Annotated in this window: 14 protein-coding genes; 8 read left to right on the top strand and 6 right to left on the bottom strand. The window is 69.1% G+C overall.

Features of this window, described 5'->3' with window-relative positions:
- Nucleotides 1–107: 107 nt before the first annotated feature.
- The 4 genes from ACFWUU_RS28330 to ACFWUU_RS28315 all read left to right on the top strand — a co-directional run bounded on the left by ACFWUU_RS28330 (nucleotide 108) and on the right by ACFWUU_RS28315 (nucleotide 3,492).
- Complete coding sequence (locus ACFWUU_RS28330) at nucleotides 108–650, top strand: peptidylprolyl isomerase (RefSeq protein WP_134106408.1); 543 nt, start codon at nucleotides 108–110, stop codon at nucleotides 648–650.
- A gap of 114 nt (nucleotides 651–764) precedes the next feature.
- Nucleotides 765–1,508 carry a rhomboid family intramembrane serine protease gene (locus tag ACFWUU_RS28325; RefSeq protein WP_380179745.1) on the top strand — a complete coding sequence of 248 codons (744 nt, stop codon included), beginning with the start codon at nucleotides 765–767 and terminating at the stop codon, nucleotides 1,506–1,508.
- Between the two features lie 314 nt (nucleotides 1,509–1,822).
- Entirely contained in the window at nucleotides 1,823–2,770 is a 948-nt protein-coding gene (locus tag ACFWUU_RS28320; protein WP_380179743.1) for an ABC transporter ATP-binding protein, read from the top strand.
- Nucleotides 2,767–3,492, top strand: a complete 726-nt coding sequence (locus ACFWUU_RS28315) for an ABC transporter permease (protein ID WP_380179741.1) — start codon at nucleotides 2,767–2,769, stop codon at nucleotides 3,490–3,492. The genes ACFWUU_RS28320 and ACFWUU_RS28315 overlap by 4 nt, the downstream gene beginning before the upstream one ends.
- On the opposite strand, the gene ACFWUU_RS28310 is transcribed toward ACFWUU_RS28315, so the two are convergent.
- From ACFWUU_RS28310 to ACFWUU_RS28300, 3 genes are read right to left on the bottom strand one after another with little or no spacing between them, the layout of a single operon-like run.
- On the bottom strand, nucleotides 3,489–4,493 hold the full coding sequence (locus ACFWUU_RS28310; RefSeq protein ID WP_380179739.1) for an S-adenosylmethionine:tRNA ribosyltransferase-isomerase: 1,005 nt from the start codon (nucleotides 4,491–4,493) through the stop codon (nucleotides 3,489–3,491). The two genes, ACFWUU_RS28315 and ACFWUU_RS28310, sit on opposite strands and share 4 nt — an antisense overlap.
- The gene (locus ACFWUU_RS28305) at nucleotides 4,490–5,209 is read right to left on the bottom strand and encodes an SDR family NAD(P)-dependent oxidoreductase (protein WP_380179737.1); all 720 of its coding nucleotides are present in this window, start codon (nucleotides 5,207–5,209) and stop codon (nucleotides 4,490–4,492) included. The genes ACFWUU_RS28310 and ACFWUU_RS28305 overlap by 4 nt, the downstream gene beginning before the upstream one ends.
- 45 nt (nucleotides 5,210–5,254) lie before the next feature.
- On the bottom strand, nucleotides 5,255–6,853 hold the full coding sequence (locus ACFWUU_RS28300) for an FAD-binding oxidoreductase (protein WP_380179735.1): 1,599 nt from the start codon (nucleotides 6,851–6,853) through the stop codon (nucleotides 5,255–5,257).
- A 118-nt stretch (nucleotides 6,854–6,971) separates the two neighbouring features.
- Between ACFWUU_RS28300 and ACFWUU_RS28295 the strand changes: the two genes are divergently transcribed.
- Genes ACFWUU_RS28295 through ACFWUU_RS28285 form a run of 3 tightly spaced genes read left to right on the top strand, consistent with a single transcriptional unit; the run spans nucleotide 6,972 to nucleotide 10,118 of the window.
- Entirely contained in the window at nucleotides 6,972–7,592 is a 621-nt protein-coding gene (locus tag ACFWUU_RS28295) for a TetR/AcrR family transcriptional regulator (protein WP_137255862.1), read from the top strand.
- Entirely contained in the window at nucleotides 7,589–9,121 is a 1,533-nt protein-coding gene (locus ACFWUU_RS28290; RefSeq protein ID WP_380179733.1) for a glycerol-3-phosphate dehydrogenase/oxidase, read from the top strand. The genes ACFWUU_RS28295 and ACFWUU_RS28290 overlap by 4 nt, the downstream gene beginning before the upstream one ends.
- Nucleotides 9,122–9,161: 40 nt before the next feature.
- A complete protein-coding gene (locus ACFWUU_RS28285; protein WP_380179732.1) occupies nucleotides 9,162–10,118 on the top strand; it encodes a DUF4328 domain-containing protein in 957 nt (318 codons plus the stop codon).
- On the opposite strand, the gene ACFWUU_RS28280 is transcribed toward ACFWUU_RS28285, so the two are convergent.
- Nucleotides 10,106–10,861: a protein phosphatase 2C domain-containing protein gene (locus ACFWUU_RS28280; protein ID WP_380179731.1), complete on the bottom strand. Its 756-nt coding sequence runs from the start codon at nucleotides 10,859–10,861 to the stop codon at nucleotides 10,106–10,108. The two genes, ACFWUU_RS28285 and ACFWUU_RS28280, sit on opposite strands and share 13 nt — an antisense overlap.
- 4 nt (nucleotides 10,862–10,865) lie before the next feature.
- Complete coding sequence (locus ACFWUU_RS28275) at nucleotides 10,866–11,756, bottom strand: NAD-dependent epimerase/dehydratase family protein (protein ID WP_380179730.1); 891 nt, start codon at nucleotides 11,754–11,756, stop codon at nucleotides 10,866–10,868.
- A 111-nt stretch (nucleotides 11,757–11,867) separates the two neighbouring features.
- Between ACFWUU_RS28275 and ACFWUU_RS28270 the strand changes: the two genes are divergently transcribed.
- Nucleotides 11,868–12,470, top strand: coding sequence for a pentapeptide repeat-containing protein (locus ACFWUU_RS28270; protein ID WP_137255865.1), 603 nt, complete (start codon nucleotides 11,868–11,870; stop codon nucleotides 12,468–12,470).
- Between the two features lie 62 nt (nucleotides 12,471–12,532).
- On the opposite strand, the gene ACFWUU_RS28265 is transcribed toward ACFWUU_RS28270, so the two are convergent.
- Nucleotides 12,533–13,183: a VanZ family protein gene (locus ACFWUU_RS28265; RefSeq protein WP_380179729.1), complete on the bottom strand. Its 651-nt coding sequence runs from the start codon at nucleotides 13,181–13,183 to the stop codon at nucleotides 12,533–12,535.
- Between the last annotated feature and the right edge of the window lie 69 nt (nucleotides 13,184–13,252).

The following is a 13,252-nucleotide window of genomic DNA, read 5'->3' as shown; positions in this document are numbered from 1 at the left end:
ACATCAACCGCCCGATGGGAGCGAGGGGCGGGTTGTTTCTCCTGTTCTTGAACCGGCATGACAGGATCGAGTGTGTAATCCGCATTTTCCGACTAGGAGTGACTCCCGTGGCCGAAGAGCTCTACGCAACCCTGCAGACGAACAAGGGCGACGTCGTCATCAGGTTGTTCCCGAACCACGCGCCGGCGACGGTGAGCAACTTCGTCGGCCTGGCCGACGGCAGCAAGGAGTGGACCGACCCGCAGACCGGTCAGCCGACCAACAAGCCGTTCTACGACGGCCTCACCTTCCACCGGGTGATCGACGGGTTCATGATCCAGGGCGGCTGCCCGCTCGGCACCGGCACCGGCACGCCGGGGTACCAGTTCGACGACGAGATCCACCCGGAGCTCCAGTTCGACCGTCCGTACCTGCTCGCGATGGCCAACGCCGGCATCCAGTACGGTCACGGCACCAACGGCTCGCAGTTCTTCGTCACGGTCGTGCCGACCCCGCACCTGAACCGCAAGCACACGATCTTCGGTGAGGTCGCCGACGACGAGTCGAAGAAGGTCGTCGACGCGATCGCCACCGCCGACACCGCCCCCGGCGACCGGCCGCTCGAGCCGATCGTCATCAACAAGGTCGTCATCGAGCGCAAGAACGCCTAGTGTCCAGCAGGCGCCGCTAGCGCCGAGCTGGGGCGCTTGCTGGACACTCAACTTTCCCGCGGGGCCGGCCGGTACGCCGTCGGCCCCGCAGCTTCCTGGGGAGGACGCACCCGCGTGACCGACACCGTCTGCTACCGGCACCCGGATCGGCCCGCCGGGGTGCGCTGCCAGCGCTGCGACCGGCCGATCTGCCCGTCCTGCATGAACAGCGCCGCCGTCGGCTTCCAGTGCCCGACCTGCTTCAACGAGGGAGTCCGCTCGGTCCCGCGGACCAGGACCTCACTCGGCGGCATCCAGCGCGCCAACCAGAGCATCGTCACGTACACGATCATGGCGCTGAACGTGCTGGTGTTCATCGCCGTACACGTCGGCAGCCCGCGGATCCTGCAGGACCTGGTGATGGTGCCGGTGCTGACGGAGAGCGAGCCGTGGCGGCTGCTCACGTCGGCGTTCACCCACGTGCAGATCTTCCACATCTTCTCGAACCTGTTCATGCTCTGGCAGCTGGGCCCGCCGCTCGAGCACATGCTGGGCCGGCTCCGCTTCACGGTCCTGTACCTGTTGTCCGCGCTCGGCGGCAGCGTCGCGGTGTGGCTCCTCGCGGCTCCCGGTTCGGCGACCCTCGGAGCATCCGGCGCGGTCCTCGGCCTGGTCGGCGCCCTGCTGGTGATCAGCCGCGCCCGCGGGCTCGATATCACCTGGATCATCGCGTACGTCGCGATCACCGCCGTCCTGTCCTTCGCCATCCCCAACGTCTCCTGGCAAGGCCACCTCGGCGGCTTCATCGTCGGCGCCGCGCTGGCGTGGATCTTCCTCCAACTCTCCAACCACAAACGCCGCAACAAACAAGCGGCCTAGGCCACAAAATCTGTTCGGTTGGGTTAAAGGGGATGACAGGTGGGGGGAAGTACTCGTCTAATCAGGTGACGTCCCGACGGGGGACCGAAATGGTTAGGACAGTTCATGAGCCCACGTGCGGTGGACAAGCGAGCGCGGCCCGGTAACGAACGACATCCGTTCGTGCGGCCGGCGGAGTCGCAGAGTTGGATCAGTTCGCTCGAGCGTGAGCCCGGCCGGAAATCCCCGGAACGCCGGGCGAACGAGGCGGTTGCCGTAACCCGATCGCGCTGAGCCGGGTACGGTTTCGCGCCGCCGGTGGAATCATGGACGGTATGGACGCCATGTCGACCGGACCGGCGCTGTCGGCCGATCGGCTGAGTAAACGCTTCGGCGAGCGGGTGGCGTTCGAGGACGTCTCGTTCGAGATCGGGTACGGCGAGGTGTTCGGCTTCCTCGGACCGAACGGCGCCGGCAAAACCACGACCGTACGGACCCTGGGTACGCTCCTCACGCCGACGTCCGGCACGGCCACTCTCGCCGGGCTCCCACTCACCCCGGACAACGGCGTCGAGATTCGCCGGCGCATCTCGATCATGCCGGAGTCACCCGGTCTGTACCTGCGCCTGACCGTCCTCGAGAACCTGCGCTGTTTCGCCGACCTGTACCAGGTGCCCGAGGCAACCAACCGCATCGACCAGGTGCTCGGCGCCGTACGCCTCACCGACCGGGCCAACGATCCCTGCGGCGCCCTCTCGAAGGGACTTCGGCAACGGGTCGCGCTGGCCCGCGCCCTGCTCAACGACCCGCAAGTCCTCTTCCTCGACGAACCGACCTCCGGACTCGATCCGGTCGCGGCCCGCGGCGTACACGACCTGATCGACGAACTCCGTCAGCGCGGCGTCACGATCTTCCTCACCACCCACCGACTCGACGAAGCCGAACGCCTCTGCGACCGCGTAGCCATCCTCAACACAACCCTCCGCACCATCGGCCGCCCCGACCAGCTACGCGACGAACTTTTCGCCCGCACCCTCACCGTCCGTACGGCGTCCCGCCTCGCCGCACCCGACCGCGTCTTCCTCGACATCGCCGGCGTCACCAACTGGCACGAGGACACGCCCTCGACGTACGTGCTGACCGTGGCGGATCCGGAACTGGCGGCGCCGGCCGTCACCCGCGCGCTGGTCAAGGCCGACGCGGACGTGCTGTCGATCAGCCCCTCGCACCACTCGCTCGAAGACGTCTACCTCGAGCTCGTCGCGAACGACGTACCAGCATGAGCGTCAACACGAGGCTGGTCCGCGCGATCGTCACCAAGGAACTCCGCGAGTTCCGGCGGAACCGATCCATGGTCGTTGGGATGGCCATCATTCCGATCGTCTTCTCGATCCAGCCCCTGGTCGCCGTCTTCACACTGACGTCGTCGGCCTCGGAACCAATACGCCACGAACACGTCCTGCTCTACATGCTCGGCATCCCGGCCCTCGTGCCATCCCTGGTCGCCTCGTACTCCGTGGTCGGCGAGCGCGAGCAAGGCACGCTCGAACCCCTCCTCACCACCCCGATCCGCCGCGAGGAGCTGCTGCTCGGCAAGGCCCTCGCCACGTTCGTCCCCGCGGGCATCGTCGCGTACGCCGTCTTCGCCCTGTTCCTGATCTGCGTCGAACTCTTCGCTCAGCCCGGTGTAGCTGCGGCGCTGATCCATCCGTCCGACGTGGTCGCCCAAGTGGTCTTCACACCACTGCTGGCCGGGTGGTCGATCTGGGTCGCCATAGTGATCTCGACCCGCTCGAACGACATCCGCGTGGCTCAGCAGCTCTCCACCGTCGCCAGCCTGCCGTCCGTAGCGGTAGCGGTCCTGATCGCGCTCAACGTCATCGAGGTATCCCTGCTGACAGCCGTCATCGCCGCAGCAGTTCTGATCGTGTTGAACCGCGTCGGCTGGCGCGCCGCCTCGGCCCTCTTCGATCGCGAGCGCCTGATCATCGGAACGAAGGCCTAGCCCCTCAGCAACAGACAGCTGTCGCCGAACTCATGCCACAGATAGTTCTCCTGTACGGCGGCGTCGTACGCGCGCTGCACCAGCTCAGTGCCGACAACTGACTCCAGCAGAAGCAGATGCGACGCCTCAGGCGCATGCCAGCCCGTAATCAGCCCGTCGACGACGCGCGGCGGCCGGTCCGGGCTGAGGACCAGGTCGGTCCACCCCTGCGACGCGTCTACTGCCCCATCCGCCGCCGACTCGATCGCTCTGACGGCAGTTGTGCCCACGGCGATGACCCGTCCGCCGTTCGCCTTGACCCAGTTCACCAAACGGGCCGTGTGCGCGGGTACGTCGTACCGCTCGGGCTGTGGCGGTTCGTGGCTCTCCAGCGAGGAAACGCCGCAGTGCAAGAGGATCGGCGCGATCAGTACGCCCTGCGACGCCAGATGGCTCACCAGCTCGAAGCTGAACGGCCTGGCCGCGCTAGGCATCTCCGCACTGCCCGGCTCGCGCGCGAAGACAGTCTGGTACGCCGCCAACGGCCACCGCTTGCCGACGTAGTCATAGGTGATCGGACGCCCGCGCCGTTGCAGATAGCCGAGTACGTCGGGCACCGGCGGCCGAGCGATCCACAGCCGATTGCTCTCCGACTGGTACGGCGCCAGCAGCGTCAGCACGCCCTCCGGCAACTCCACCCGCTGTCCAGCAGCACCGTCGAACTTGGGCGAGCCTCCGTCGCGCAGCTCGACCACCCAGGTGCCGTCGTCGAGCGCGGTGGAGAAGTGCACGGTGACCGACGTACCGTCGACGGCCGCGGGCAGCGTGCCGGAAGTGTTGACCAGCAACAGGTCCCCGGGCCGGAGGTGCTCGCCGATCCGGTCGAAGCGGGTGTGCGTGATGGTCGACCCCGCCGCGACCAGCAGCTTCACCTGGTCCCGCCGCAGGCCGCGGGCCTCCGGTGGTTCGCCGGCGTTCAGCGCGTCAGGTAGGACGAACCTGGTGTGTGGGTGCACTTTCACGGCGTCACCGCCGGCGCGAACTCAGCCGCTCGGTACCGCCCGCTCTCCGGCCGGGTGTCCAGCAGCTTCAGGAACGCCGGTACGACCGTCGCCGGCTCCGGCCGATCTGAGATGTCCTCACCCGGGAACGCGGCCTGGTGCATCGCAGTACGCAGATCGCCCGGATCGACGGCGTACACGGACAGCGTGGGGTGCTCGGCCGCCAGTACTCGCGTCGCGTGGTCCAGTGCGGCCTTGGCCGAGCCATAGCCGCCCCAGGTCTCGTAGGCCTCCACTGCGGCGTCGGAGCTGATGTTGATCAGCACTCCGGACGCTGCGGTGAGTGCGGGCAGCAATGCCTGTGTCAGCGCGATCGGTGCGAGTACGTCGACCTCGTACACGCGACGCAGTTCGTCGAGGTCGGCTGCCGCGATTGCCTGCAGCGGGCTGGGGCCGAGGTAGCTGGCGTTGTTGATGAGGAGGTCCAGCCGGCCGAGCTGGTTCGCCACGTCGACCAGGTCGAAGCGGTGCTCGGGGTCGGTGACGTCGCCGGCCAGCGGTACGACGTCGGTGCGGTCGGCGAGGGCATCGGCCGCGTCCTTCAGCGGACCTGCGCCGCGGGCGTCGATGACCAGCGTCCAGCCGCGGTCGGCAAGCCCATGTGCGAGCGCGAGCCCGAGCCCGGCGGATGCCCCGGTGATCAGCGCGACAGGACGGTTCGAGGATTCAGGAGTCATGCCGACACCGTCATACCTCAAGGAAGCTTGAAGTCAAGGGTGGTGTCAGATGAGGATGCCCGGGTTGAGGACGCCGTCCGGGTCGAGCGTGTGCTTGACGGCCCGCAGGGCTTCGACCGCGAGCGATCCGATCTCCGCGTGGTACGCCGTCCGGTGATCGGTGCCGACGCCGTGATGGTGGGAGATCGTGGCGCCGGCGTCGCCGATCGCCTGGTTGGCGGCGTACTTCGCGGTGCGCCACTGCTCCACTGCGTCGTCGGACTGGGCGCAGACGACGGTGAAGTAGAGGGAGGCGCCGGTCTCGTACACGTGGGAGATGTGGCAGAGGACGAGCGGCGGGGTTGCGCTCAACGCACTGACGAGAGCTTCGGTGACTGCGGCCTTCAGGGCGGGGATGCGGGACCAGAACGCGGCGGTCTCGAGGGTTTCTACGAGGGCGCCTTCGTCGAGGAGTGGGTCGCGGAGGTACGGCGCGCGGTAGCGGCCGGTTCGCCAGGTCTCGCCGGGGCCCTCGCCGAGGTTCTCGCCGCCGGCTGCGGTCAGGACGTCTGCGGTCGTCTGGTTGTACGGGCCGTCGAAGCCGATGATCGCGAGCACTCCGCCGGATCCGCCGCCGAGCACGTCGGGGTCGGCGAGGTTCACCGCGGTTTCTATCTCGTCTGACAAGCGGAGGACTGTCGGGAGCGGGCCGTCCTGGGCGAGACGTCGTACGGCGGTGAGGCCGGCGTCGAAGCTCTCGAACCGCCAGCCTTCGAAGTGGCGCTCGGTCGGTCGCGGGCGGATGCGGACGACGACCGAGGTGATGATGCCGAAGGCGCCTTCGGAGCCGAGGATCAGTTGACGGAGGTCCGGGCCTGCGGCGGACATGGGTGCCCGGCCGAGCTCGATGGTGCCGCGGGGGGTGGCGAGGGTGAGGCCGACGACCATCTGGTCGAAGCGGCCGTAGCCGGCGGAGGACTGGCCGCTGGAGCGGGCGGCTGCGTAGCCGCCGATCGAGGCGCCCTCGTAGGACTGGGGGAAATGGCCGAGGGTGTAGCCGCGGTCGGCGAGCAGGCGCTCGGCGGCGGGACCGCGTACGCCGGCTTGCAGCGTGGCTGTCCTTGATACCTCGTCGAGGTCGAGTAGCTGGTCGAGGCGGCGGAGGTCGACGGTGACGAAGCGGCGGGTTGGGGCGAGGCCGCCGACGACGGAGGTGCCGCCGGAGTACGGGACGACGGCCAAGTCATGCTCGGCGCAGCCCGCGAGCAAGGCCGCCACCTCGTCGTGGGACGCCGGGTAGACGACGGCGTCCGGCATGTCGGAGGTGTCGCCCGCGCGGAATCGCAGCAGGTCCGTCGTCGAGTAGCCCCTGGTGTGTGCCCACCGAGTGTCCAAGTCGGTGGCGACGTGCTCAGCTCCTACCACCGAGCCGAGGAACGCGAGCTGCCCACCGGTCAGCTCAGGCCGGGCCGCCGCCCCGGCGGGCGCACCCCCGGTGGCCAGCTCACCTTCCGCACCACCACCGTCCGACGCCGGCGGCGTGGGACGGTGGACGCCTAGGTGCTTCAGCGCCTCCAGGGCTGCGGCGGGGACCTCCACGCGGTACGCCGGGTCGCCCCAGCGGCCGGGCGTGAGTTGTGCCACCGGGAGGTCTGATTCGGTCATCGGTGGCTGCCTTTCCGCCGTCTTGCGAGGTAGCGTCCAGGGGAGGTGGAACCCCCTGGCTCCCACCTCCCCTGGACAGTTCCGGGATGCCCGAGTCGCTGATACACTCTGACATGTGATGTCTCAGCGTAGCAGCGAACCAGAGCAGGAGACCAGCGCCCGTCCCACGCCCGCGAACGCGATCGGCGAGGAGCGGATCCTGGACGCGGCGTACGAGTTGCTGCTGGCGATCGGGATGCGCCGGATGACGATGGCCGACATCGCCCGGCACGCGGAGGTCTCCCGCGCGACCCTCTACCGCCGCTGGCCGAACGTGCAGGCCGTGGTCGCCGCCCTGATGACGCGCGAGTGGACCATCGCGCTCGTCTCCGCGTTCCAGCCCGACGCCGCCGACGGCCGCGCGCGCCTGGTCGAGGGCGTCGTCGAGGTGGTCGCGAAGACCCGGGTCCACCCGTTGATGCGCAAGATCATCGAGCTCGACCCCGAGTTCCTCACGCCGTACCTGCTGGAGCGGCGCGGCAGCAGCACGGTCGCGCATCTCGCGCTGGTCGAGGAGGGCATCCGCCAGGGTCAGGCCGACGGCTCGATCCGCGAGGGCGACCCGGTCTGGCTGGCGCGGCAGATCATCCTCGTCTCGCTCGCGTCGGCGGTGTCCGGGCCGGTGATGGCGGAGAAGGACGAGTACACGAAGCTCGACGAGGAGCTGCGCGCGATGCTCACCAGGTATTTGCAGCCATGATCACCGTGGGCAACGCGAGTCTGAACGGCGTCCGCCGTGCGCGTGAGCTCGCTTCGCTGAAGTCCGTGGATGTCCTCGTCATCGGCGGCGGCGTCACCGGCGCCGGCGTCGCACTGGACGCCGCCGCCCGCGGTCTCACCGTTGCCCTGGTGGAGAAGCACGACCTGGCCTTCGGCACCAGCCGGTGGAGCTCGAAGCTCGTCCACGGCGGCCTTCGGTACCTCGCGTCCGGCCATGTCGGCATCGCGTACGAGAGCGCCGTCGAGCGCGGCATCCTGATGAAGACGACCGCGCCGCACCTGGTCCACCCGATCCCGCAGATCGCGCCATGGTTGCCGCAGGCAAAGTTCGCCCAGGCCGCGCTGCTCCGGTCGGCGTTCCTCGGCGGCGACGTACTCCGTACGTTCGCGCGCACCAGCGACGACTACCTGCCGCACTCCCGCCGGGTCAGCTCGGCCGAGATCCTCCGCTACGCGCCGACGCTCAAACCCGAGGGCATGCGCGGCGGCTTCCTGACCTGGGACGGCCAGCTGTACGACGACGCCCGGCTGGTCGTCGCGATCGCGCGGACCGCAGCGCAGTACGGCGCTCGCATCCTGACCAGGGTCGCCGCCACCGAGGTCACCGGGCGCGGCGCCGTCCTGGTCGACCAGCTGACCGGCGAGAAACTGACCGTGGATGCCCGGATGGTGATCAACGCCGCCGGGATCTGGGCGGATCAAGTTGCCTCCGGCATCAAACTCCGACCGAGCCGCGGGACCCATCTGGTGCTGCCGCAGTCGGTCTTCGGCGGTCTGTCCGCTGTCCTCACCGTGCCCGTCCCGGGCGAGCTCCGCCGCGTGGTGATGGCGATCCCCGCACCCGACGACCGGGTGTACGTCGGCCTGACCGACGAGGACGCGCCCGGCCCGGTGAACGACGTACCCCACGCGACCGAGGCCGAGATCGACTTCCTTCTGAACACGATCAGCTCCGCCGTGCAGCAGCCGGTGACCCGAGCGGACCTCCTCGGCACGTACGCCGGACTGCGCCCGCTGCTCGACACGGGCCACCACAAGGGCGAGGAAAAGACCGCCGACATCTCCCGCCGGCATGCGGTGATCACCAGCCCGGACGGTGTGGTCACGATCGTCGGCGGCAAGCTGACGACGTACCGCCGGATGGCGCAGGACGTCCTCGACAAGGCGATCGAGCAGTCGTCACTCGACGTACGACGGCCCTGCGAGACGCACCGGATCCCGCTGGTAGGTGCCGCCGACCGGGTGCGTCTGGCCGCGGTCAAGGCGCCGGCGCGGTTCGTCCAGCGGTACGGCGTCGAGGCGCCGCAGGTGATCGCCGGCCCGCCGGAGTTCCAGCAGCCGATCGCGCCGGGGCTGCGGACGACGTACGCCGAGCTGCGGTTCGCCGTCCGGCACGAGGGTGCGCTGACCGAGGACGACGTACTCGACCGGCGGACGCGGATCGGGTTGTCGGCCGCGGACCGGGAGGTGGCGTTGCCCGCAGTACGGGAGACTTTCGCCGCGGTCTGAGTCGGGTGTGGGTTAACTTGGCTGCGGGGAGGTGCAAGGGGTGACACAGCCGAATCCAGGGCCGCAGCAGGGACCGTGGCCGTATCCGGTCCCGTACCAGCCGCTGCCCTACCAGCCGCCGCCGATCATGCCGCCGCGGTACCGGCCGTTGCGGAAGGTCGCGATCGTCAGCATCGTGCTGATGGGGCTGACCTCGCTCGCTGCGGTGATCCAGTCGGTCGTGCTCTGGCGTTCGTACGACGAGGTCAAGCGTCTCGTGTACGGGCTGCTCTCCGAGGAGGAGATCGACCGCGGCGTCGAGTCGATCTCCGGCACCGGCCCGCTGCTGAACCTGGTCAGCTACCTGCTGATGGGGACAGGGATAGCGTTCCTGATCTGGCTGTGGCAGGCGCGCGAGAACACCGACTTCCTGCACTCACCGTTCGCACCACGCCCTGCGATCCCCGCTGATCCGATGCGCGGTCCGCACCGGCGGGCGAGCGGCTGGGTCGTCGGTGCCTGGTTCTGCCCGATCGTGCAGTTCTGGTACCCGTTCCAGATCGTGCAGGACATCACCCGGGCCAGCGAACCCCCGGAAGCGCCGCGGTCCGGCCGGGTGCGCACGTTGCTGTACAGCTGGTGGGCGACGTGGACGGCGTTCTGGGTGATCCTCGTCGGCGGCGGCCTGGTCGCGATGATCGGGTTCATCGTCTGGTTCATCCGCCTGGTCCAGGTGTCGGAGAGCAGCGACGCGAGCAGTCCGTACGTCGACATCTACGACATGCAGGACTTCATGGTCCGGGTCGCACTGGGCGTCGACATCGGCTTCACGATCGCGACCGTCCTGCTGATCGTCGCCGCCGTCGCCGCGTCACTCCTGATGCTGCAGGTCACCGACTGGCAGCACACCCGCGTCACACCGCCCCCGATCCAGGATCTGCCACGCCCGATCGAGCCTCCGCAGTACGCCCCGCGGTACCACCGGCCGGGCCCGAACTTCCCGACCTACGGCCCCTGAAGCAGTACGACGCTCGCATCGTCGTACCGCTTGCCGCTCGCCATGGATGTGCTGTCGTGCTGCCGCACCCGCTCGATCAACCGCCGCGGCCCTTCGGCGATGAGTACGTCGAGCAGCTCGTCCCACGAGTGCCCGTACCGCTCGGTGTAGCGCGACGCCCCGTCGGTCAGCAGCGCGATCGCCTCGACGGCGGATCGATCCGTGATCCCGGTGACCGCCTCGTACGCCGCTTTGGGCTCGGTGCTCGCGACCCAGAAGCCGCCGGGCTGGTTCCGCAGCCGCCGTACCGTCTCGAGGGTCCGGTCGGGGAGAAGGTCGATGCGGTCGTCGCTGTGGACGGTGATCCGGCCTTCGGGTGATCGCGTGACGATGGGCGAGTCGGCCAGGACCAGATGCTCGATGCGGTCGGCGTCGAACCGGACCATCGCGACTGTGGACGACGGGCTGTCGGGATTGCTGACGTCGCAGGTGTCTGCGTGTGAGGCACGGACCGCGGTGATCGCGTCGGCGAGGAGGTCCGCGAGCGGCGCAGCTGAGTGGGTGAGGAGCGGAGTCGCGAGCTGGGTCGCCAGCTGCATGACCAGCCAGGCGACCGTGTGCCGGCAGCCGGAATCGACGTACACCCGCGGAGCGGTGGCGCCGTCGAGGACGACCGCGAAATCGGGTCCGGTGAGGACGAGATCCTCGTTGACCGCAGGTGGTCGCCGATCCGGCGCGGCCTCACTGATCGAGCGGATCTCCACGGACCTATTGTCCAGACGCCCAACTGTCCGCGAGGGACTGGTCCAGGGCGATCTTCGGCGACCACCCGAGCTGCTCGCCGATAAGCGTGGTGTCGGCCTGCTGCCACGGCGCGCCGAGCGCAGTCTCCTGGTCGGCGTCGTCGACGATGGTCGCCGGCTGGCCGCTCAGCTCGAACAGCTGTCCGGCAACGTCGCGGGCCAGCGTCGCCCGGCCGGTCCCGACGTTCAGCACCGGCGGCAGGGTCGCATCGGCGAGCGCGACCGCCAGCACCGCCTCGGCCACATCCCGTACGTCGACGAAGTCGCGCCACACGTCGAGCGACCCGACCTCGATCAGGTGCCGTGAGCGGAGGTCCTCGATCACCCGGCCGGTGAGCGTGCTCTCCGGCGCTCCCGGACCGATCACGTCGAAGATCCGCAGTACGACGGCATCCGCGCCGCCGCGCTGGGCTCGCATGACGAGCTCCGAGCCGGCCAGCTTGGTCAGCCCGTACGGACCGAGCGGCTGGGGCGGGGTCTGCTCGTCGACGCTCGTGCCGTGCGGCGCACCGCCGTACTCCGCCGCGGAGCCGAGCTGGACGAACCGGGCGTGGCCGGCGTGGTCCCGGACCGAGGCGAGAAGCGCCTCGACCGCGATCACGTTCGCCCGGACCAGCTCGGCCGGCTCGCCCAGGGTCGCGCCGACGGCGTTGATGATCACGGTCGGCTTGTACATCCCGATCTGGGTGTCCAGCGCGTACGGATGCATCGAGGTCAGGTCGCACCGCCGGTACGGCTCGCTCCGGGTCCGACTGAGGCCGCGGTACTCGACTCCGCGGTCATCGAGCAGCGCGCAGATCCTGGCACCGAGGAAGCCCCCGGCGCCGAACACCATCACCCGCTCTGTTCCGGTCACTCCTCCATCGTGCGGTCCGTAGTTGTCGGTCCGCCCTCCGTTCTCCGTCGTCAGCATCACAGTGTCGGTACGGCGTGACAGGCTGGGGCCTTGATCGAGCGAGGGAGAGTCATGGCTGACCGACGCCGGGGTGTGCCGACCGAGTCGACGATCCGGGACTGGGACGACGCGGACCCGTCCGGGCAGACCTACCAGCGGGTGCTGTTCATCGACTCCGACCTGACCGAGGTGGACAACCACGGCGGGGTGTTCGAGGAGTGCACGTTCCGCGGGGTCCGGTTCAACGCCTCGACGCACACCGACGCCGCGTTCGTGAACTGCACGTTCGTCCGGTGCTCGCTGTTCGACACGACGTTCACCCGCTGCAAGATGGTCGGCAGCTTCTTCGACGACTGCACGTACAACCTGCTGAAGGTGAACGGCGGGGACTGGTCGTTCACCGCGCTGCCGGGTGCGGACCTGAAGGGGACCGAGTTCACCGGGGCGAAGTTCCGCGAGGCGGAGCTGACCGGGATCCGGGCCGCGAAGGCGTCGCTGCGGGACCTCGACCTGTCCGGCGCTTCGTTGCAGCGGGCCGACCTGACCGGAGCCGACCTGCGCGGATCCGATCTGTCGACGCTCGATCCACTGACCGTGACGCTGCGGGACGCGCGGATCGACATGACCCAGGCGATGGTCGTCGCCGCCTCCCTGGGGTTGGACGTGCGGCCGTGACCTGTGGATATCCCCAGGTAATCACGCGGTCATCCCCCGTCCTATCCACAACCTGTGGATAACTATCCGGATAACTGTGTATTCGTTCTGTGATATCTGACCGGCGCCCCCGGCCGGTTCGCCGGGACGAGGGTCCCGCGCCGATGCCGCGCCGGCCGCCGAGGTCGTCGTACGACGAGCAGCGCCGCGTGCTCGACGACGTACGGCGGGGTGACGACCAGGTAGCGGCTCCGGGTCAGGCTCCGCAGACCCGCGGCGAGGCTGACGCCGCAGACGGCGCCGATCGAGTTCGCGATCAGGTCGTGCAGCTGGCACGAGCGGCCGAGCTGGGGGATCAGCGCCTGCACCGCCTCGACCGCGGCCGACATTCCGACCCCGGCGGCGATGCCGTCGCCCGGGCGCCCGCTGGCCAGCGTGAGCATGCCCGCGGCGGGGACGAACAGCAGGATGTTCAGCAGCCCCTGGAGCGAGGTCAGTCCGCCGGTGGTGGTCAGGTGCGTGCCGCACTCGCCGATCTGGCTGAGGCGATGCGGAGTCGGGCTGAGCGTCGCCGCGATGATCAGCGCGAACGCGGCCGGCATGCAGAACGCGGCCAGCCTGGGCAGCAGGTCGCCCGGACGCCGCAAGGCGGAAAGGGCGATCGGCAGGGTCATGCCGGTGAGCACGAGCCAGGTGTCCAACAAGTGCGGGATACCGCGATAAGTCTCGAGCACGCGTCCGGACCCTCCCGTGGTCGACGGCCTGCCTCGAACCTTCTCCTCGTCGATGTCGTTGCCTGACTC

The sequence above is a fragment of the Kribbella sp. NPDC058693 genome, assembly GCF_042715335.1.
Classification (GTDB): domain Bacteria; phylum Actinomycetota; class Actinomycetes; order Propionibacteriales; family Kribbellaceae; genus Kribbella; species Kribbella jiaozuonensis.
The sequence above is the reverse complement of the archived record's forward strand: the minus strand, read 5'-3'. Positions and strand labels throughout refer to the sequence as shown.